Origin of the sequence: Microbacterium ureisolvens, assembly GCF_019511645.1 — a bacterium.
Taxonomy (GTDB): Bacteria; Actinomycetota; Actinomycetes; order Actinomycetales; family Microbacteriaceae; genus Microbacterium; species Microbacterium ureisolvens_A.
In genome coordinates, this window is sequence record NZ_JAEUAX010000002.1 from 460,065 (window position 1) to 479,896 (window position 19,832).

Below are 19,832 nucleotides of genomic sequence, written 5' to 3' on the forward strand. Positions count from 1 at the left end.
CCCGGTACCCTGAAATCGTGGCCTCCCCTGCGATCGACGACTACCTGAAGACGATCTACCACCACACCGAGTGGCAGGACGATCGCATCACGCCGTCGCAGCTGGCCGCCGAGCTCGGCCTCGCGCCGTCGAGCGTCACCGAGATGGTGCAGAAGCTCGCGGCGCAGGGTCTCGTGACGCATCGCCCCTACGGCCCGGTGTCGCTCAGCGAGGCCGGAGAGCGGCGGGCGGCGGCGATCATCCGGCGCCACCGCCTCATCGAGACCTGGCTCGTCCGCGAGTTCGGCTACGCGTGGGACGAGGTGCACGACGAGGCCGAGGTGCTCGAGCACGCGATCAGCGACCGGCTGCTCGAAGGCATCGACGAGCGGCTCGGACGCCCCCGGTTCGACCCGCACGGCGATGCGATCCCCGATGCGTCGGGCCACGTGCACCGCGAGGCGTTCGTGCTGCTCGCCCAGGCGCCCGCGGGGCACGTCGGGCGGGTGCTGCGCGTGAGCGACCGCGATCCCGAGCTGCTGAGGGCCGTCGAGTCGGCCGGCGTATCCGTCGGGGCGACGGTGACGGTGACGGATGCTGCGGCCCTCCGCATCGACGGCGCCGCGGTGTCGCTGCCCGAGGCGGCTGCCGACGCCGTCTGGCTCAGCGCCTGACGCGCGCGGCCATCTCGAACGGCCAGCGCACGCCCGTGGCGGTCTCGGCGACGGCCCACAGGCGGGCGCCGACCACCGGGTCGCGGGTGACCTTCGACGCGGTCTGCTTGCGCGGCTCGCCGCGCGAGCCGGTGCGCGGGCCCCAGAACTCGCCGCCCTCGATGCCCGGGTCGGTGAGCGCCCGCACGAGCGGCCAGGCGCCGTGCTCCTTCGACTGCGCCATCGCCGCCTGCAGGTTGTCACGGAAGCGCTTGGCGCGCGAGGGCTCGTTCACGCCCGCGATGCCGGGCGTGCGGCCCCCGGTCGAGTAGCCGGGGTGGGCGACGACGCTCGCGACCGGGATGCCGGCAGCGCGCAGGCGCCGGTCGGCCTCGAAGCCGAGCGCCGTCGTCGCGACCTTCGACTGCACATAGGCACGCCAGGGGGTGTACCCGTCGACGAGCTGGGGATCCACGGGGTCGTAGGGCGTGAGAGAGGTCGACATGCTCCCGACCCAGACCATCCGGCCGGCGGCCTCGGCGAGGGCGGGCAGGAGCTCGCCGGCCAGCGCGTAGTGGCCGAGGGCGTTGGTGGCGAACACGACCTCGTGACCGTCGATCGTGGTCTCGCGGGTCTTCGGCGCGTGGACGATCCCGGCATTGAGCAGCACGCCGTCGAGGGCTCCCTTGCCGCGGACGCTCGCGGCGGCGGAGCGCACCGAGGCGAGGTTGGAGGTGTCGAGGATGAGCGGCTCGGTCGCGTCGGGTGCAGCATCCGGAACCCGCCGCCTGATGGCCGCACGGGCGGCCGAGAGCCGGTTCGGATGGCGCGCCGACATGAGCACGTGGGCACCGGCGCGCACGAGCTGCTCGGAGGCGAAGTATCCGAGGCCGGCATTGGATCCGGTCACGAGGTACACGCGTCCGGACAGGTCTGGGAGGGTCCGGGGGTCCCACGTCACGGGAACGACCCTACGCCTGCCTGGCACCTAGTCTGGACGCATGCGGACCCGCGCGGACATCGAATGCTGGCTCACCGACATGGACGGCGTGCTGGTCCACGAGAACACCCCCATCCCCGGGGCATCCGACCTGCTCCAGCAATGGCGCGATCAGGGGGTGCCGTTCCTGGTGCTCACCAACAACTCGATCTTCACGCCGCGCGATCTGTCCGCCCGGCTGCGGGCCTCGGGCCTCATCGTGCCGGAGGAGTCCATCTGGACCTCCGCCCTGGCCACCGCCGACTTCCTCAAGTCGCAGATGCCCGGCGGCTCGGCCTTCGTCATCGGCGAAGCGGGCCTGACGACCGCCCTCCACGAGGCCGGCTTCATCATGACCGAGACCGACCCCGACTACGTCGTCGTCGGCGAGACCCGCAACTACTCGTTCGAGGCGATCACCAAGGCGATCCGCTTCATCAATGCCGGTGCGCGCTTCATCGCGACCAACCCCGACGCCACCGGCCCCTCGACCGAAGGCGTGCTGCCGGCCACCGGCGCCATCTCCGCGCTCATCACCAAGGCGACCGGCATGGAGCCGTACGTCATCGGCAAGCCGAACCCCATGATGTTCCGCTCCGCGATGAACCGGCTCGGCGCGCACTCCGAGAACACCGGCATGATCGGCGACCGGATGGACACCGACGTCGTCGCCGGCATCGAGGCGGGCCTGCACACCGTGCTCGTGCTCACCGGCATCAGCGACGCCGTCGAGATCCAGCGCTACCCCTTCCGCCCCGACGAGATGCTGAACTCCGTCGCCGACCTCCTCGACCACGAACCCGTCGAGTCGGAGGACGCCCAGCTGCTGTAGCGCGAGCTCCCGCAGGCCGCCGCGCCCGCAGCATCCCTGCGGCTGCCTGTCCTCAATTGAGGATCGGCGCCGAGATGCGGACCGACACGTCGTGCGGGGCCCTCACCTCGGCTCACGACCTCAAATGAGGCGACGGACGCTGCGGCGCGGGGCCTGGTGCGGCCGACGGCATGCGCCGCCGTGCGGGAGGTCGGAGGCTCCCGGTAGGGTCGCGATCATGGGAGCGCTCGACGACGGCGAGATGGTCGAAGTGACGGATGCTGCGGCCTGGCGTTCGTGGCTCGAGGAGAACCATCGCACCTCCAAGGGGGCGTGGCTCGTGCGTGCCCGACCGGGCTCGGGGCTCGAGGTCATCGGCTACGAGGACGCGATCCTGCAGGCGCTGTGCTTCGGGTGGATCGACGGTCCGGTCCGTTCGTTCGACGACGAGCGCGGCGGCCTGTGGTTCGCGCCGCGGCGTGCGACGAGCGGCTGGGCCGCGACCAACAAGGCGCGCCTCGTCCAGCTCGAAGAGGCCGGCCTGATGACCGAGGCCGGCTATCGCGCCGTCGAGGTCGCCAAGGCGAACGGCGCGTGGACCGTGCTCGACAACGCCGAGGCGCTGCGCGAGCCCGACGACCTCGCGGCGGCGCTCGATGCGGTACCCGCCGCGCGCACCGCCTGGGACGCCTTTCCGCCGTCGAGCCGCAAGCTCGGCATCTCGAACGTCGACATGGCGCGGCGCGCCGATACGCGGGCCGCGCGCGTCGCGAAGATCGTGGCGGATGCCGCCGAAGGGAAGCGCCCGTGATCTCCGAGACCGAGCAGACGCTCCTCCTCCTGACCGCCGCGATCATCACGCTGGGAACGCTCACCGTCCTCATCTGGCAGTGGTGGCGCGGCCGCGGCAAGCGCGACTGAGTGCCGGCGCCGGGCGCGACGACTCAGCGGGCGACCACCGCTTCCTCGTCCACCCGGCCGAGCTTCTCCGGGTTGGCGATCGAGTACACCTGCGTGATCCGCCCGTCCACGACGGTGAGGCTCACGACGCCGACGAGCACGCCGTCGAGCTCCATGCGCACCCCCGGCTGGCCGTTGACCCATGTCGACGACGCCACGAGTTCGCCCTCGACCTTCGCCATGCCGCCGACGAGGTAGCGCGCGAGCTTCTCGGCGCCGACGATCGGCCGGCGGGCCGCCCCGCGGACCTTGCCGCCGCCGTCGGCGACCGAGACGACGTCGGGCGCGAGCACGTCCATGAGCCCCTGCAGGTCGCCGCTGTTGAGCGCGACGACCAGGCGCTCCACGACCTCCTCGTGCTCGGTGGGCCCGACCGCGACACGAGGCCGGCGCGCTGCGACGTGGTCCTTCGCCCGGTGGGCGATCTGCCGCACCGCCGCAGGGGTCTTGCCCACGGCATCCGCGATCTCGTCATACGGCACGTCGAACACCTCGCGGAGCACGAACACCGCCCGCTCGGCGGGTCCCAGCGTCTCGAGCACCGTGAGCATCGCGATCGAGAGGTTCTCGGCCAGCTCGACGTCTTCGGCCACGTCGGGGCTCGTCAGCAGCGGCTCGGGGAGCCACTCGCCGACGTACTCCTCACGACGCCGCGACACCGCGCGCAGGTGATTCAGCGCCTGCCGCGTGACGATGCGCACGAGGTAGGCGCGCGGCTCCTGCACGGTGTCGCGGTCGACCGCCGCCCACCGCAGCCACGACTCCTGCAGCACGTCCTCGGCGTCCGCCGCCGAGCCGAGCATCTCGTAGGCGACGGTGAACAGCAGGCTCCGGTGCGTGACGAAAGGATCGTCGACGTCGGCGATGCTCATGGCCGCGAGCCTACGCGGAGGCGCCGACGGCGGGCCGGGTCGCGAGCGGCGGCAGACCGCACGCATCCGCGAAGTGCTCGGATCGGATGCCCAGCGCGATGTTCATCCGCGCAGACATGTTCATGAACGCGACGCGCGCCGCCAGCTCCACGAGGCCGGCGGGGCCGAGGTCGGCGAGGAGAGCGTCCGAAAGCTCGTCAGTGACCGCGGGAGGCGTCTGACTCGCCGCCTCGGCGTACTCCATCACGCGGCGCTCGAGCGGCGTGAACACCGTCGACTCGCGCCAGCGCGGCACCTCGCGCACCTTCGCCGCGTCCACCTGCCGGTCGCGCGACATGAAGTAGTTGAAATCGAGGCAGAAGCTGCAGCCGATGGTCGCCGCCGACGCCATCGCAGCGAAGGTCGCGAGACTCGGGTCGAGCTCGTGCCAGCCCTCGACCTTGCGGCCGATGCCCATCGAGTCCTTCAAGACTCCGGGGTGGTGCCACAGCACGCCGATCGAGTCGGGCACGCGGCCCACCATCTTCTTGGCGGCGACCTTGATCAGGGCGCCGTAGACGCCGGTGACCTCGGCCGTGGGGATGCGGGTCTCGCTGCTCATGTCTTCCTCCGTGTCGTGGGAACGAGTCCTTCGACATGGAGACACCGGCCATCGCCCTCGTGTGACATCGGCCGCAGAAGTCGTCGCGAGCGCTGCAGTTTCCTGCAGTTGAGCCCGCCGCCGATCGGGGTGGCCTACTGGGGGTCCAGGCCCAGGTCGTCGAGGTCGATCGCCGCAAGCCATTGCAGGCCCTCGGCCTCGACGGCCGCCTGCGCGCCGGTCTTGCGGTCCACGATGACGGCGACGGCGACCGGTTCGGCACCCTCGCGCCGCAGCGCCTCGACGGCCTTCAGCGCCGACTGGCCGGTGGTCGAGGTGTCTTCGACGACGACGACACGCTTGCCCGCGACATCCGCTCCCTCCACCTGGCGTCCGCGGCCGTGGTCCTTGGGCTCCTTGCGCACGACGAACGCGTCGAGCGGCTTGTGGGTGCGCGCGGACTCGTGCATCACGGCGTTCGCGATCGGGTCGGCACCGAGCGTGAGCCCGCCGACCGCGATGATGCCGTCGACGTCGCGGATGAGGTCGAGCATGATGCGGCCGATCGACGGTGCCGCGCGGTGGTCGAGCGTCAGCTTGCGCATATCGACGTAGTACGTCGCCTTCTTGCCGCTCGAGAGGGTGAAGTCCCCGTGGAAGACCGCCTCGTCCTGGATCAGCGCGATCAGGTACTGGCGGTCTGCTTCGAGCTCGGGCGTGGAGGCGACGGTCATGCCCTCGATTTTACGGATGCTGCGCCCTCAGCCCATCCGCTCATTCGCGGCCGTCCCACCGCTGAGGTTCGGGCACCGCCCGTTGCGCCTCTTCCCCGAGGGGCTTTCCACTCAGCACGGCGGCGTCGCGGGCGCCGGCGCGCGGCACCACCGCGTCGCGCCGTTCGTCCGGACCGGTGGCGCCCGGCGGCAGGAGCGCCGCAACGGCACGCGCCACCGCAGGATCGTCGGCCGCTTCCGCGAGCGCATCAGTCCGGCCGAGCGCGAGGTTCGCCGCTGCGGCGGTGCCGGCATCCGAGGAAGCGGCCAACTGCTCCAGCTTCGGCGAGGCCGCGCCGATCACTCCTGCGCCCAGCAGGCTCTGCAGCACATCCCGATCGCCGAGCCCGGCGGCGAGCGCGGCGTCGTGAGCAGCCGTACGCACCAGCGCGACCGGGTTCGACTCGAGCGTCAGCCCCGGCCGCGCGGCGAAGCGCGCGAGGAGCTCGTAGCGCCCCGGCACCGGGAACAACGGAACGCTCCCCGCCGCGAGCAGCGGCACGCAGGCGACGAGGCGCTCTCCCGGCGCCAGCACGAGCGAGCGCGGCGCCGAGTCGACGGGCCACGGCCACGCCGCGCGCACGGGCGTGCCGCCGGCGGGCGTGACCGAGATCTCGAGGTCTCCCTCGACGATGTTCAGCCGTGCGCTCACCGGCCCCGGTGCGTCGCCGACGGCGACCAGCTCGACCTCGCCGAAGGCGATCCGGTCGAGCGGGACGGACGCCGCGACCGGCCGGAGCCGCAGCTCCAGCCCACCGCCGCCGTGCGCGTCAGACGTCACCTGTCGATCCTCGCTCCCGCCTGCCGTTCTGTCATCCCAGCCTCGGGGCGCGGTTCGCGGGCCGCAAGCACGCGGATCGACCCGGCCGACCCGCGTGTTGCGACCCCCGAGCCAGCGGCATCGACTCTCGCGAAGCGCTGCTCGACGAGTCGGGAGCGGCCCCGGTCAGCGTGCCTGCGGACGGACGAAGTCCTCCGCGATCCTCTCGGCCGCGGCGACGTCCTTGCCGGCAGCCGACCGCGCGCCGCCCTTCGTGCGCGACCTGAGCGCCGCAATCGTGTCGGCGACGACCGGCGCGTTCTTCTCGGTCGGGCTCGCGACGGTCACGGCCAGCGCCGCCACCCGCTCGGGGGAACGGCCCTGCAGCGCCAGCTCGAGGAAGTGCGCCGCCTCGTCGGGGGCCGCATCCCGCACGCCGCGGGCGCGCACATCGGTGAACGAGCGCGCGAGCGCATTGGCGAGCACCAGGGCCCCTGCTGCACCCGTATCGGTGTCGCTGTGCTGCTCGGCCAGGTCGGTGAGCACGGCTCGGGCCGCAGCATCCGTCGCGAAATCACCCAGGGCGATCGCCCGACCGACTCCCGGCGTGAGCGTCTTCGCGCTGATGTCGACCTCCGCATCGGAGGCGGGGCCGCGCACATCGACCGTCACCGGCGCCGATCGCACGGTCGTCACCGGATCGACCTCGAGCTGCGCGGCGACCGTGTGGCGTCCGGGCTCGGTGAAGGTCACGCCCTGGTTGGTGAAGAACACCTGGACGTGGCCCCGGATGGACTCCCCCGGCTGCAGCACCGTGGTCGGCCGCGGACCGCAGCCGATCGCCACGTCGACGAGGTGCTCCAGCGAGCGGTCGGGCGGCGTGTGCAGGAAGACGAGGTCGCCCTCCGACAGGTTGATCAGCGTCGTGACCGTGCGCGGCTGGTCCGACACGTTGGTGAGCACGACCTCGGCGGTGACGTACTCGCCGACGAACGCCTGCGCGGGCATCGCGACGGTCAGCTCCAGCGCGTCGTCGCCGGTGTCGCCCGCGAGACCTGCGACGTCGACCGGTGACGGCAGACCTGCCGAGAGGCTGCCGTGCCCCCAGCCGAAGTTCTTCCAGCCGGGCCGCACCTGCGGGTCGGGCGAGTGGATGAGCGACGTGCGGTCGTGGTCCGAGAACACGAACGCCGCGTTGCCCGGATACGGGTTCGCGACGGTCGCGAAGCCCATGACGTCGCCCGTCTGGTTCATGATCTCGGTGCCGATGCCCGGGTTGTGGACGTCGTGCTTCGGGTGCCAGAGGTTGAACGCGTGGCCCGCCTCGTGCACCAGTGTGCGCAGGAACGCGGCCGGAACCTCGTCGAGCGGTCGGCCCCGCGCCGCCGCCGCGATGAACGAGTCGTCGCCCAGCTCGACGTCGGCGAATCCGGCGGCGCCCTCGCGGGGCACGGTGTCGTCGTCGAACATGATCCCGAACAGCCCGCCCTGCGACGATCCGATGAACAGCCACAGTCGCCACTGCTCGCCACTCACGACCTGACGATGCCCGGTCATGAGCGTCGCCAGCTCGGCGTTGGTGAGGTCGGCGTCGTCCGGCACGGCGATCTCGTCCGTCACGACCGTGACGTCCCACCCGGCCGTCGCGTAGACCGAGCGCACCGTGGCCGCCGCACCGGATCCGATCGTGGCGGATGCCGGGAACGCGCGGTTCACCATCGCGTCGACCTCGATCCGGCAGCCGCGATACATCGGCGACGTCTTGGTCGCCGTGACGTTCGTGACGGTGCCGCCGATCGACAGCGTTCCCGTCATCCGCTGAGCCGGATTCAGGATGCTGGACGCCGTCGTCACGACGAGCGGCCGGCGGCAGCGGAGCACCAGCGTGCCGGTGTCGGTCGAGACGAACTCCTGGGTCGTGCGGTTCCACAGGTGCCGCACGATCTGCACCGTCAGCGTGCCGTCGGCGTATGTCGCGCCGTTGGAGCGGAAGTACCAGGAGTACTGGGATGCCGGGAACGCCGGGTACCAGCGCAGGTCGAACGCCGGGAACTCGGAGAGCACCGGGGGCTCGTCCTGAGCCCCGGAGCTCCGCTCGGCGGAGTCGGCATCGGCGTCGCCGCCGAAGGGCGCCGGGTCCGGTCCGGGGATCGGTCCCGGCCCGCCGAACGGCTCGGGTCCCGGCCCCGGGATGGGGAACGGACGCTGCACCTCGAACTCGGGGATGACGACAGGCGGGAAGACCCGGCGCGAGTACATGTCGCCCGAGACGCGCAGCGACGACGTGCCGACCTCGATGCGCATCGCGCCGCGCACCTCGGGGCCGAACACGGTGCGCCGTTGAAGCTCGAGCAGCCAGGATCCGTCGAGCGCGCCGAGGGGGCACGCGCGGGTGAGGACCTCGGGGCGGATGATCGGATCAGGGAGGATCACCTCTCCGTCAGCACTGAACTCGAGAGGCGCCGAGTCCTGCCCGGCGTGGGCAGCGTGCCCGCAGCCGCAGTCGTGTTCCATGGTGGGTTCTCGCTTTCCCGACCGCGGACGCGGCCGCTGACAGGAAGGAGAATGCGCCGAGGAGGGCTGATACGCCAGGGCTCGCAGCATCCGTCCCGTCCGTTCGACGTCCGCCGCCCCACCTAGGCTTGATCCCATGCGCCTGGCCACCTGGAACGTCAACTCGATCCGCGCGCGGGTCGACCGCATCGTCGATTTCGCGGTGCGCGAGCACATCGACGTGCTCGCGATGCAGGAGATCAAGTGCAAGACCGACCAGTTCCCGTTCGACCGCTTCGAAGAGGCGGGCTTCCACGTCGCGGCGTACGGGTTCTCGCAGTGGAACGGCGTCGCGATCGCGAGCCGGGAGCCCCTCACGAACGTGCGCACCGCCTTCCCGGGCATGCCCGGCTTCGAGAAGGGTCACAACGGACCCGACGCCCCGCAGGAGGCACGGGCGATGGGCGCGACCGTCGGCGGCGTCGAGGTGTGGAGCCTCTATGTTCCGAACGGCCGCTCGCTCGGCGACCCGCACTACTACTACAAGCTCGACTGGCTGTCGGCGCTCCAGCAGTACACAACCGAATCGCTCGCCGCGAACCCCGACCTCGCGCTCGCCCTCGTCGGCGACTTCAACATCGCGCCGACCGATGCCGACAACGGCGACCCGGCCGTCGTCCCGGGTTTCTCGACGCACGTGTCGCCGCCCGAGCGCGAGGCGTTCGCCGCGTTCGAGACCGCCGGCCTGCAGGACGTCGTGCGACCGCTCATCCCCACGGGCTACACCTACTGGGACTACAAGCGCCTGAAGTTCCCCCGCAACGAGGGCATGCGGATCGACTTCATCCTCGGCTCCCACGCCCTGGCCGACGCGGTCACGGGGGCGACCATCCACCGCGACGAACGCAAGGGCGAGCTTCCGAGCGACCACGTGCCGGTCGTCGTCGACCTCGACCTCGAGGGCCCCGACGACGACGATCGCCCGATGATCTTCTGACGCGAGCCCGGGTCAGTCCTCGGGACCCACCTCACCCGTCTGCGGCACCCCCGGCGCCGGTCCGTACCGCAGCTGCAGCACGCCCATCGGTCCGCTGACAGCCGGCTCGAGCAGCGTGACGTTCGCGGGGTGGGCACCTTCCGGGAACACCTTCTTGCCCTGCCCCAGCACGACCGGGTACACCCACAGCGTCAGCACGTCGAACAGCTGCTCCTTCAGCAGGGTCTGCACGAAGTCGACGCTGCCGATGACGTGGATGTTCTCGTGCTTCTCGCGCAGCGCCTCCACTTCGCGGACGAGATCCATGCCGAGCAGCGACGATCCCTCCCAGTCGAGTGGGGGAAGGCCACGCGAGGCGACGTACTTCGGTGCGCTGTTGAGCGCGTCGGCGATCTTCCCGGACTGGTGCGGCCAGTAGCCGGCGAAGATGTCGTAGGTCCGCCGCCCGAGCAGCACGGCGTCGAGCTCCGAGATCCCCTTCCAGATCGAGGCGCCGATGGTCTCGTCGGGGAACGGCGCCTGCCAGCCGCCGTAGGGGAATCCGTTCGAGGGGTCTTCCTCGGGGCCGCCGGGCGCCTGCGCGACGCCATCGAGGGTGGTGAACAGGTCGATGTAGATGCGACCGGTCATGGCCGCCTCCTTCCATGGCGGGGTGCGCTCATGCGACGAGCGCGACCCGCGGTTCGAGGGGGATGTGGAACGTCTGCGCGAACCGCTCGAGCAGCGTTCCGTCTCCTGCGACGACGGCGAGCACGTCCTGGTCGATCGCGTCGGCCGGGGTCAGCTCGCCCGAGATGAGCCGACGGATGCCGGGGCCCGCGGCGAAGGTCAGGTCGGGCTCCCCCGCGGTCGAGGCCTGCGTTCCGAGCCGGGGATCGACCGGACGCCCCGCCGGCTGGATCTGCGCGATGCGCAGCTCCGACGCGTCGACCTGCACGCGCAGCACGACGTCGCCGACGTGCAGCTCATAGTCTGCGGGCGGGAGCGTGGCCGCAGCAGCCGTCCGGAATGCCGTGCGCAGCGCCATCGTGAGCGAGTCCGCCGTGACGACGTCCTCGGGCTGGGGCTCGCCCATCTCCTGGAAGCCCCACCGGCCGAGCGCGAGCACGATCGGCTCGAGCTCACGCCCGTAGGGAGTCAGCTCGTACACCAGCCCGCAGTGCAGCAGCGGCACGCGGCGAACGACACCGCCCTCCTGCAGCTCCTTGAGCCGCGTGGAGAGGATGTTGGTCGGGATCTTGGGCAGTCCCTGCTTGAGGTCGGTGTAGCGGCGGGGGCCGACGAGCAGATCGCGGACGATGAGCAGCGCCCACCGCTCTCCGATCAGCTCGACGGCCGTCGTGACCCCGCAGTACTGCCCGTAGCTGCGGGACGCCACCTAGGCCTGCGCCTGCTCCGCCATGAACGCCTCGGGTCCCTTCGCGGCGGCCTCGGGGTCCATCCACATGAACTGGATGCCGTTGCCGTCCGGGTCGATGAGGTCGCGCGCGTACATGAAGCCGAAGTCCTGCGGCTCGCCCGGTGCGGTGCCGCCGGCGGCGACGCCCGCCTCGATGATCCGGTCGACGTCCTCTCGCGTCTCGCGGCTGATCGACAGCAGCACCTGCGCGTGCGTCCGGGGGTCGGCGAACTCCTTGTCGGTGAACGTGGCGAAGTACTCGCGGGTGAGCACCATGAAGAAGATCTGGTCGCTCCACACGATGCACGCGGCGTTGTCGTCGGTGAAGAGCGGGTTCAGTTCGCAGCCGAGGGCGGTGTAGTACGCCTTCGAGCGCTCGAGGTCGTTCGTCGGGATGTTGACGAAGATGTGCGTCATTGCCTTGCTCCTTGTGACCGTGGGCGTCGACCGGACTGGCGACGAAACGATGGTTGCAAAAAACAAGCAAGCTTGTCAATAGCAAGTGCCTGTGCGGATGCTGCGGTCCGCGCCTCCCCGTTCCGCCTCCGTCTCACGGGGGATGCCGCGGAACCCGGGCCCCCCGTAGCGTGGAGGGATGTCCGACCTGCCTTCCGCGCACCCGGCGCGGCGCCCCGCGCCGACCGCGGGCGAGCTGCGCAACGACGTGTGGCTCGCCGGCGCCCTCTTCGTCGCAGCGGTGATCAGCACCGCCTTGGGCTCGGTGGCCGGGGTCTACGGCGACGACGCGAACGCCGGCATGCAGTGGGCGCTGCTCTACAGCCTGGGGCTCACGGCCCCGCTCGCGCTGCGACGGCGCTTCCCCGCGGTCGTCGTCCTGGCGATCGCCCTCGTGTTCTTCGCGGGTGTGACATTCCGCATCCCCGACCTGTACGTCTCGAACATCGCCATGTTCATCGCGATGTACACCGTCGGCGCGTGGGTCGACGACCGCCGACGGGCGATGTGGGTGCGCGTCGGCGTGATCGTCGCGATGTTCGTCTGGCTGATCGTCACGATGTTCCAGTCGGCGATCGACCCGTCCGACGAGGCGCTGTCGAAGGCGGGACTCTTCTCGCCGTTCGCGGCGATGCTGCTCATCCAACTGCTCGTCAACGCCGGGTTCTTCGGCGGCGCGTACTACATGGGTGACCGCGCGTACGCCGCCGCGATGTCGCGCGCCGCACTCGAGGAGCGCACGCACGAGCTCGAGCAGGAGCGCGAGGTCACCGCCGCGCAGGCCGTGGCGCTGGACCGCGTGCGCATCGCGCGCGAACTGCACGACGTCGTGGCGCACCACGTCTCGGCGATGGGGGTGCAGGCCGGCGCCGCCCGCGCCGTGCTGGACCGGGACCCGGATGCTGCGCGCGGAGCGCTGCTCGGAGTCGAGGCGTCCGCCCGCTCGGCGCTCGTCGAGCTGCGGCAGCTGCTCGAGACCCTCCGCACGTCCGGCGCCGACGCCGAGGGCGGGTCGACCGTCCACCTCTCGGCACTCGCGGATCTCGTCGCCCATGCGAACGACAACGGCCTGCCCACCACGCTGACGATCGTCGGCGACGCCGTGGATGTGCCGGAGCTCGTGCAGGTGAACGTATACCGCGTGGCCCAGGAGGCGCTGACGAACGCACGCCGCCACGGCGGACCGGATGCTTCCGCCGACGTCCGCCTGCGCTACGCGCCCGACGCCGTCGAGCTCGAGGTCGTCAACACCGGCCGCGCCGTCGCCGCACCGATGCGGCCGGGCCTCGGCCTCGTCGGCATGCGTGAGCGAGCCGCCGCCTCGGGCGGCGAGCTCGAAGCGGCGCCGCGCGCCCGCGGAGGATTCCTCGTGCGGCTGCGCGTGCCGCTCGCGGTGCCGGCCGAGGCGGTCGGCGCGTGATCCGCGTGCTCCTGGTCGACGACCACGCCGTGATGCGAGCCGGCTTCCGCATGATCCTCGAGTCCGCGGGAGACATCGCCGTGGTCGGTGAGGCCTCCACCGGCGTCGAGGCGGTGGCCGCAGCATCCGATGTCCGTCCCGACGTGATCTGCATGGACGTGCAGATGCCCGACATGGACGGGCTCGAAGCGACACGGCGCATCGTGGGATCGGTGGAGGCGGCGGTCGTCGTCGTGACGACATTCGACCGCGACGACTACCTCTTCGACGCACTCGCCGCCGGCGCAAGCGGGTTCCTCCTGAAGAACGCCGGCCCAGAGGAGCTCATCTCGGCCGTGCGGGTCGCCGCCGCCGGCGACGCGCTGCTCGCCCCTGAGGTCACCCGCCGCGTGATCGCCCGCTTCGCCGCCGCGCCCATCACCGAGGCCTGGTCCGCCGGCCCCTCCCCCTCTCTCGACCGGGAGAGTACGGCTGGTGGACGAGAGGTTGGGGCGTTCCCTGCCTCTCGGCGACCAGCTGTGCTCTCGCAGGAAATGGTGGGGGACGGGCCCACGGTCGAGCTCACCGAGCGCGAAGGCGAGGTGCTGCGGCTCGTGGCGCAGGCGATGAGCAACGCCGAGATCGCCCAGCGGCTCTACATCGGCGAGGCCACCGTGAAGACGCACGTCTCGAACCTGCTGCAGAAGCTCGGCGCTCGCGACCGCGTCGCGGCGGTCGTCTACGCCCACCGCCACGGCCTCGCCTGACGGCCCGTCGGCTGCCCATCCACCGCTCCGGTCCCGGGCGCACGACGTCCGCCCGGGGCGCACCGCGCCCGCCCCAACCGGTCGGCACGCGCCCCAAACCAACGGGAGACACGGATGCCCCGGCCCGGCGCCGCGAGGGGCGCCGGTCCGGGGCATCCGGGGGTGCTGGAACGGGGTGTCGGCCCGTGGTGGGGCGACCGGGGAGGCTCAGGCGGCGACGGGGACCGCGGCGTAGCGGTCGACCAGGGCGCCGAAGGCCTGGAGGTAGCCGATGAGGAAGTCGGCGGTCTGCTCGCTGGTGACCTCGCCGGTCTCGGTGAACAGGCCCGGGGTGGTCTGCACGTAGCCCTCGGGCTGGCCGAGCGTCGGGGCGTTGTAGTGGCTGAGGATCGCCTTGAGGTGCTGCTGCGCCGCAGCGGTGGCGATGCCGCCGCCCGACGTGCCGATGACGGCGGTGGGCTTGCCGTCGAACGAGCCCTGGCCCCACGGGCGGGCCGACCAGTCGAGCGCGTTCTTCAGGACGCCGGGGATCGAGCGGCTGTACTCGGGCGTGATGATGATGACGCCGTCGACGTCGGCGATGGCCTGCTTGAAGTCGCGGGCGACCTGCGGGAAGTCGGCGTCGAAGTCGGGCGAGTAGAAGGGGAGGTCCTTGATCGGGATCTCGACGAGGGTGGTGCCCTCGGGGGCGAGACGCTCGAGGGCCTTCGCGAGACGACGGTTGATGGAGGTCGACGAGATGCTGCCGACGATGTAGCCGATGGTCCGCTCGGTCATGTGGGTTCTCCTTGAAAGCAAAGGCGTCCCCGGTGGGGACCACCGTGGACGTTCCACATCCATGCAAGCACATGCGCGGCAGATCTATTCCGGTGCATGAAAGTTCTCTCATCCGCCCACTCCCCCGCACGGCGGATCCTGCCGAATCCGCCCCATGGGGGAGGCCGCAGCGCGCCCGCATGCGTAGCGTCGGGCGCAGGGAAGCGAGAGGAGACAGGGATGCTGCAGCTTCGCGGTATCGGCAAGAGCTACGGAGGACGCCGCGTGCTCGACGACGTGTCGTTCGACGTGGGCCCCGGCCGGCTGACGGGCTTCGTCGGGGGGAACGGCGCGGGCAAGACCACCACCATGCGGATCGTGCTGGGAGTGCTCGCCGGCGACGCCGGCACCGTCACCCGCGACGGCGCCGAGGTGACGGCCTCCGACCGCCGACGCTTCGGCTACATGCCCGAGGAGCGCGGCCTGTATCCCAAGATGAAGGTGCACGAGCACATCACCTACCTCGCGCGACTGCACGGGTTCTCGAAGACGGATGCTGCGAACCGCGCCCGCGCTCTGCTCGAGCAGCTGGGACTCGGCGAGCGACTGAACGACAACATCGAGACGCTCTCGCTCGGCAACCAGCAGCGGGCCCAGATCGCCGCGGCGCTCGTGCACGACCCGCAGGTGCTGATCCTCGACGAGCCGTTCTCGGGGCTCGACCCGCTCGCGGTCGACGTCGTGGCCGGCGTGCTGCAGCAGCGCGCCGTTGCCGGCGCCGCCGTGCTGTTCTCGTCGCACCAGCTCGAGGTCGTCGAGCGGCTGTGCGACGACCTCGTGATCATCGCCGGCGGCACGATCCGCGCGGCCGGGGCCCGTGACGCCCTCCGGGCGCAGCACTCGACCCGCCGCTTCGAGCTGGTCTCGGCCGGCGACGCCGGGTGGCTGCGTGCGGAGCCCGGCGTCGAGGTGCGGGATTTCGACGGCGGCTACGCGGTGTTCGACGTCGACAGCGACGAGACCGCGCAGCGGGTGCTGCGCCGGGCGGTCTCACAGGGTGATGTCGCGAGCTTCGCGCCGCAGCATCCGTCCCTCGCCCAGATCTTCAAGGAGGTCATCCAGTGAGCACCACCGACCCCCGCCGCGGCGGCACAGCGTTGGGCGCAGGGCAGGCGATCTGGCTCGTCGCCGAGCGCGAGATCGGCTCGAAGCTGCGCAGCAAGGCGTTCGTCATCTCGACGGCGATCCTGTTCCTCGGCGCGCTGGCCCTCGTGATCTGGGGCGGCCTCCAGGCGGCGAGCAACACCGGCACACCGGTGGCGGTGACCGCCGACGCGCAGCAGTACGTCGCCGGCGCGGAAGGCCTCGACGTCACCGACGTTGCGGACCGCGCCGCCGCCGAGGCGCTCGTGACCGACGGCGAGGTCGATGCGGCCGTGGTGGGCGACGCGTCGTCGCCGCTCGGGTTCGCGATCGTCGCCGAGTCCTCCGCGCCGACGTCGCTGATGCTGCAGCTCGCCCAGGTGCCGCCGGTCGAGCTGCTCGCCCCCGAGGAGGGCAACGCCGCGCTCGGCTACATCGCCGCAGTCGGGTTCGGCGTCGTGTTCCTGCTGGCCGCGTCCCTGTTCGGCGGCACGATCGCGCAGAGCGTCGTCGAAGAGAAGCAGACTCGCGTGGTCGAGCTGCTCATCTCGGCGATCCCGGTGCGGTCGCTCCTGGCCGGCAAAGTGATCGGCAACACGGTCCTCGCGATGGGACAGATCCTGATCCTCGCCGCGATCGCGATCATCGGCCTCACCGTGACCGATCAGACCGCACTGCTGCAGGGGCTCGGCGCCCCCATCGCCTGGTTCGCGATCTTCTTCCTGTTCGGCTTCATCCTGCTGGCCTCGCTGTTCGCGGCCGCCGCCTCGATCGTGTCTCGCCAGGAGGACATCGGCTCGACCACGATGCCGCTGACGATGCTCGTGATGGCGCCGTACTTCCTCGTCATCTTCTTCAACGACAACCCGGTGGTGCTCGCGATCATGTCGTACGTGCCGTTCTCGGCGCCGGTCGGCATGCCGATGCGCATCTTCCTCGGCCAGGCGCAGTGGTGGGAGCCGCTGCTGTCGATCGCGATCCTCATCGCGACGTGCGTCGCCGCAATCCTCGTCGCCGCCCGCATCTACGAGAACTCGCTGCTGCGCATGGGCGGCCGCGTGAAGCTCTCGGAGGCGCTCGCGGGCTGACTCGCAACACCGGATGCCGGATGCTGCGACCCAGCGCATTGCGCCGGGTCGCAGCATCCGTTCTCCGCCGTCGACGTAGTCAACCGCCCAGCCGCAGCTTCAGAACGGTGGCCCGCTGATGTCGTCGTTGACGGCGGCGTCAAGGCCCTTCTCGCCCGTCGCGCCGGGTGTCACGCTCGGGGCCGTCGGCTGGGTCGTACCGTTGCGGTGGTGAGGAGCGGATGGAATGTGGGCCACTCTGCTGTTCGGTGCCGTGGCGTCGAGCGCGCTTGTCATCGGCGCCGCGATCGGAGTGCGGTTCGAGCTTCCGAAACGGCTTCTCGCCATGCTGCTCGCCTTCGCGGCGGGCGCCCTGATCACCGCCCTCAGCTTCGAGCTCTTCGAGGACTCCTACGAGCGCGGCGGCATCTGGCTGGCGGCCATCGGCCTCTTCGTGGGCGCGATCGTGTTCACCGTGCTGAGCGCTCTGCTCGACCGCTGGGCGCAACCGGGCGCACGTGCGAAGCCGGCTGACGAGTACCGGGGAAGCGCGAAGCTCGACACCGATGCCGCTGCTCAACAGCGCCCCGCCTCGACCGCGACCACCCGAGGGGCCGCGGGGCTGGCGCTGTTGGCGGCGGTGACTCTGGACGGCGTGCCCGAGAATCTGGCGCTGGGCATCTCGCTGACCGAGGGAACAGGCGGCATCGCGCTGCTGGCGGCGATCTTCGTGTCGAACTTTCCCGAGGCGCTGGTCGGCGCGGCGTCGATGCGCGAGCAAGGCCGCTCGAAGGCCCAGGTGATCGGGCTCTGGACGATCTGCGCCGTCCTCCTGACGTTCGCGGTGCTGGCAGGCGCCGCGTGGCTCGCCGACACGGATCCGGCGGTCGTGTCGCTGCCACTGGCGTTCGCGGCGGGTGCCGTCATCGCGTCGCTCGCCGACACGCTGATGCCCGAAGCGTTCGAACACGGCGGACCCGCGGTGGCACTCAGCACCGCGGCCGGATTCGTCCTCTCGTTCGTCCTGTCGCTCGCCTGACCGCGACGACGGGCAGACGCCGCCGTCGCCGGATGACCGCGGGCGGGTGGCGTTTGCACAGGACCGCCCCGCCCGCCAGCCCCTGCCTCCGCCCGCACGCCGGTCGATAACGTGGCGTCATGTCGGCGGATACCACGCTCCTGATCCTGGGCGCCTCGGGCGATCTCACCTCTCGGCTGCTGCTGCCGGCGCTCGGCCAGCTGCTCAGACTGGAGCCGCATCGCCGCGTGCGGCTGCGCGGCGCGGGCATGGAGGACTGGGATGACGCGCGCTGGCGTGCGACCGTGCGCCATTCGTTCGAGACGGCGGGCTTCGCCGGCGCCCTGGACCTGGTCGCCGACACGACGTACGAGCGCGCGGACATCACCGATGCGGGCGATCTGGCCCGCCTGCTCGCCGGCAACGAGGGCCGTCTCGCGCTCTACTTCGCGGTGCCGCCGGCGGTCGCGAAGGCCGCCTGCGAGGCGCTCGTCGACGTCGACATCCCGGAGGGCACGGTGCTCGCGCTCGAGAAGCCGTTCGGTGTCGACCAGGCCAGCGCGCACGAGCTCAACGCGACGCTCGCCCGGCTGGTGCCCGAGGAGCAGGTGTTCCGCATCGACCACTTCCTCGGCCGGTCGACCACCCTGAACCTGCTCGGCGTGCGCTTCGCCAATCGCGTGTTCGCGCCGGTGTGGCGGGCGCAGGACATCGAGTCCGTCGTGATCCGCTACGACGAGACCCTCGGCCTCGAAGGTCGCGCCGGCTACTACGACCGCGCCGGCGCGCTCGTCGACATGATCCAGAGCCATCTGCTGCAGGTGATGGCGATCCTGGCCATGGAGCCGCCCGCCACTTTGCACGAACGCGATTTCCGCGACGCGACATCCGCCGTGCTGCGCGCGACCCACGTGTGGCGCGACGATCCCGCGAAGGCTTCGCGGCGAGCGCGCTACACCGCCGGTGAGATCGGTGAGCGGCGATTGCCCTCGTACGTCGACGAACCCGGCGTCGATGCCGCCCGCGACACCGAGACCCTGGCAGAGCTCGTGTGCGAGATCCGCAACGACCGGTGGGCCGGCGTTCCCTTCCGCCTCCGATCGGGCAAGGCGCTGCCCGAGAAGAAGGGCGAGATCGTCGTGACGTTCCGCCGCGTCAACCACGTGCCCGATGGCCTGACGGGCCCCGCGCCGGGTTCTGTGCTGCGCTTCTCGCTCGGCCCCGACCACATGGATCTCGAGCTCAACGTCAACGGCGGCGACGACCCGTTCGAGCTCGAGCGCGCGACGATCGGCGCCGACCTCGGCGAAGGCGCGCTCAAGGCGTACGGCGAGGTGCTCTCGGGCATCCTCGACGCCGACGCGACCCTTTCGGTGCGCGGCGACGCGGCCGAGGAGTCGTGGCGCATCGTCGACCCCGTACTCGAAGCCTGGCGCGCCGGCGAGGTGCCCCTCGACGAGTATCCGGCGGGCTCGCTCGCGCCTGACGCGTGGCCGGCGCTGCCCTGATCCGGCGCTACATCTCGCCCATCATCTGCGGCTCCATCCGGCCGACCGAGATGACGTTGCCTGCGGGGTCCTTGAACCAGGCGATGTCGGGACCGCCCTCGAAGCCGCGCGAGATGCCCTTCTCGTCGGTTCCGTAGTCGGGGTCGGTGTAGATCTTCGTGACGACGCCGCGCTGGTTCAGGTCGTCGACGGCGGCATCGACGTCGGCGACGCTGAAGTTGAGGATCGTGAACACCGCCGGCTCGTGATCCTCCTTCGGATAGACGAAGATGCTCCCGCCGCCGGGGAGCGCGATGGTGAAGCCGCCCCCCATCTCTTCGTAAACCGTGACGTCGAGCCCCAGGGTGTCGCGGTAGAAGGCCACGGCTGCGCCGATATCGGGTACGGCGAAGCTCGAAAACGGCCGATCGGGTGTGAACATGACAGCCTCCCAGTGGTTGTGCCGCCGCCAACGATCCTCTT

General features: G+C 71.1%; 21 protein-coding genes. 10 read left to right on the plus strand and 11 right to left on the minus strand.

Features of this window, described 5'->3' with window-relative positions; all coding sequences use genetic code 11:
* The first annotated feature begins 17 nt into the window (after positions 1-17).
* On the plus strand, positions 18-653 hold the full coding sequence (locus JNB61_RS06230) for a metal-dependent transcriptional regulator (protein WP_220288749.1): 636 nt from the start codon (positions 18-20) through the stop codon (positions 651-653).
* Here the strand turns inward: JNB61_RS06230 and JNB61_RS06235 are convergent.
* Entirely contained in the window at positions 643-1,593 is a 951-nt protein-coding gene (locus JNB61_RS06235) for an SDR family NAD(P)-dependent oxidoreductase (RefSeq protein WP_220339065.1), read from the minus strand. The two genes, JNB61_RS06230 and JNB61_RS06235, sit on opposite strands and share 11 nt — an antisense overlap.
* Before the next feature lie 40 nt (positions 1,594-1,633).
* Here JNB61_RS06235 and JNB61_RS06240 point away from each other — a divergent pair, with 40 nt between their 5' ends.
* Both JNB61_RS06240 and JNB61_RS06245 read left to right on the plus strand, forming a co-directional pair.
* Complete coding sequence (locus JNB61_RS06240) at positions 1,634-2,443, plus strand: HAD-IIA family hydrolase (RefSeq protein WP_159841111.1); 810 nt, start codon at positions 1,634-1,636, stop codon at positions 2,441-2,443.
* A gap of 217 nt (positions 2,444-2,660) precedes the next feature.
* On the plus strand, positions 2,661-3,233 hold the full coding sequence (locus JNB61_RS06245; RefSeq protein ID WP_220339066.1) for a YdeI/OmpD-associated family protein: 573 nt from the start codon (positions 2,661-2,663) through the stop codon (positions 3,231-3,233).
* Between the two features lie 133 nt (positions 3,234-3,366).
* Here JNB61_RS06245 and JNB61_RS06250 read toward each other — a convergent pair whose 3' ends face one another.
* The 5 genes from JNB61_RS06250 to JNB61_RS06270 form a co-directional block, all read right to left on the minus strand.
* Positions 3,367-4,254 (minus strand): RNA polymerase sigma-70 factor, encoded by an 888-nt coding sequence (locus JNB61_RS06250; RefSeq protein WP_220288746.1) that lies wholly within the window; start codon positions 4,252-4,254, stop codon positions 3,367-3,369.
* A 10-nt stretch (positions 4,255-4,264) separates the two neighbouring features.
* Positions 4,265-4,855: a carboxymuconolactone decarboxylase family protein gene (locus tag JNB61_RS06255; protein ID WP_220339067.1), complete on the minus strand. Its 591-nt coding sequence runs from the start codon at positions 4,853-4,855 to the stop codon at positions 4,265-4,267.
* A gap of 134 nt (positions 4,856-4,989) precedes the next feature.
* On the minus strand, positions 4,990-5,568 hold the full coding sequence (gene pyrE / locus JNB61_RS06260; RefSeq protein ID WP_159841103.1) for an orotate phosphoribosyltransferase: 579 nt from the start codon (positions 5,566-5,568) through the stop codon (positions 4,990-4,992).
* A gap of 40 nt (positions 5,569-5,608) precedes the next feature.
* On the minus strand, positions 5,609-6,388 hold the full coding sequence (locus tag JNB61_RS06265) for a hypothetical protein (protein ID WP_220339068.1): 780 nt from the start codon (positions 6,386-6,388) through the stop codon (positions 5,609-5,611).
* 165 nt (positions 6,389-6,553) lie between these two features.
* On the minus strand, positions 6,554-8,800 hold the full coding sequence (locus JNB61_RS06270; RefSeq protein WP_220339069.1) for a hypothetical protein: 2,247 nt from the start codon (positions 8,798-8,800) through the stop codon (positions 6,554-6,556).
* A 217-nt stretch (positions 8,801-9,017) separates the two neighbouring features.
* On the opposite strand from JNB61_RS06270, the gene JNB61_RS06275 reads away from it, so the two are divergent.
* On the plus strand, positions 9,018-9,857 hold the full coding sequence (locus tag JNB61_RS06275) for an exodeoxyribonuclease III (protein ID WP_220288742.1): 840 nt from the start codon (positions 9,018-9,020) through the stop codon (positions 9,855-9,857).
* A 12-nt stretch (positions 9,858-9,869) separates the two neighbouring features.
* On the opposite strand, the gene JNB61_RS06280 is transcribed toward JNB61_RS06275, so the two are convergent.
* From JNB61_RS06280 to JNB61_RS06290, 3 genes are read right to left on the minus strand one after another with little or no spacing between them, the layout of a single operon-like run.
* Entirely contained in the window at positions 9,870-10,487 is a 618-nt protein-coding gene (locus tag JNB61_RS06280; protein WP_220288741.1) for a dihydrofolate reductase family protein, read from the minus strand.
* A gap of 28 nt (positions 10,488-10,515) precedes the next feature.
* On the minus strand, positions 10,516-11,235 hold the full coding sequence (locus tag JNB61_RS06285; RefSeq protein WP_220339070.1) for a winged helix-turn-helix transcriptional regulator: 720 nt from the start codon (positions 11,233-11,235) through the stop codon (positions 10,516-10,518).
* The gene (locus tag JNB61_RS06290) at positions 11,236-11,673 is read right to left on the minus strand and encodes a VOC family protein (RefSeq protein ID WP_220339071.1); all 438 of its coding nucleotides are present in this window, start codon (positions 11,671-11,673) and stop codon (positions 11,236-11,238) included. It lies immediately after the preceding gene.
* Between the two features lie 178 nt (positions 11,674-11,851).
* On the opposite strand from JNB61_RS06290, the gene JNB61_RS06295 reads away from it, so the two are divergent.
* On the plus strand, positions 11,852-13,132 hold the full coding sequence (locus tag JNB61_RS06295; protein ID WP_220339072.1) for a sensor histidine kinase: 1,281 nt from the start codon (positions 11,852-11,854) through the stop codon (positions 13,130-13,132).
* Complete coding sequence (locus JNB61_RS06300; RefSeq protein WP_220339073.1) at positions 13,129-13,878, plus strand: response regulator; 750 nt, start codon at positions 13,129-13,131, stop codon at positions 13,876-13,878. Before JNB61_RS06295 ends, JNB61_RS06300 begins: the two co-directional genes overlap by 4 nt.
* 207 nt (positions 13,879-14,085) lie before the next feature.
* On the opposite strand, the gene JNB61_RS06305 is transcribed toward JNB61_RS06300, so the two are convergent.
* The gene (locus JNB61_RS06305; RefSeq protein WP_116195390.1) at positions 14,086-14,655 is read right to left on the minus strand and encodes an NADPH-dependent FMN reductase; all 570 of its coding nucleotides are present in this window, start codon (positions 14,653-14,655) and stop codon (positions 14,086-14,088) included.
* A gap of 219 nt (positions 14,656-14,874) precedes the next feature.
* Between JNB61_RS06305 and JNB61_RS06310 the strand changes: the two genes are divergently transcribed.
* The 4 genes from JNB61_RS06310 to JNB61_RS06325 all read left to right on the plus strand — a co-directional run bounded on the left by JNB61_RS06310 (position 14,875) and on the right by JNB61_RS06325 (position 19,370).
* Entirely contained in the window at positions 14,875-15,759 is an 885-nt protein-coding gene (locus JNB61_RS06310) for an ABC transporter ATP-binding protein (RefSeq protein WP_220339074.1), read from the plus strand.
* Positions 15,756-16,865: an ABC transporter permease gene (locus JNB61_RS06315; protein WP_220339075.1), complete on the plus strand. Its 1,110-nt coding sequence runs from the start codon at positions 15,756-15,758 to the stop codon at positions 16,863-16,865. Before JNB61_RS06310 ends, JNB61_RS06315 begins: the two co-directional genes overlap by 4 nt.
* A 226-nt stretch (positions 16,866-17,091) precedes the next feature.
* Positions 17,092-17,883: a ZIP family metal transporter gene (locus tag JNB61_RS06320; protein WP_220339076.1), complete on the plus strand. Its 792-nt coding sequence runs from the start codon at positions 17,092-17,094 to the stop codon at positions 17,881-17,883.
* Positions 17,884-18,002: 119 nt separating this feature from the next.
* Positions 18,003-19,370: a glucose-6-phosphate dehydrogenase gene (locus JNB61_RS06325; RefSeq protein WP_220339077.1), complete on the plus strand. Its 1,368-nt coding sequence runs from the start codon at positions 18,003-18,005 to the stop codon at positions 19,368-19,370.
* A gap of 7 nt (positions 19,371-19,377) precedes the next feature.
* Here the strand turns inward: JNB61_RS06325 and JNB61_RS06330 are convergent, their stop codons facing one another.
* Positions 19,378-19,791, minus strand: a complete 414-nt coding sequence (locus JNB61_RS06330; RefSeq protein ID WP_159841077.1) for a VOC family protein — start codon at positions 19,789-19,791, stop codon at positions 19,378-19,380.
* Positions 19,792-19,832 lie beyond the last annotated feature (41 nt).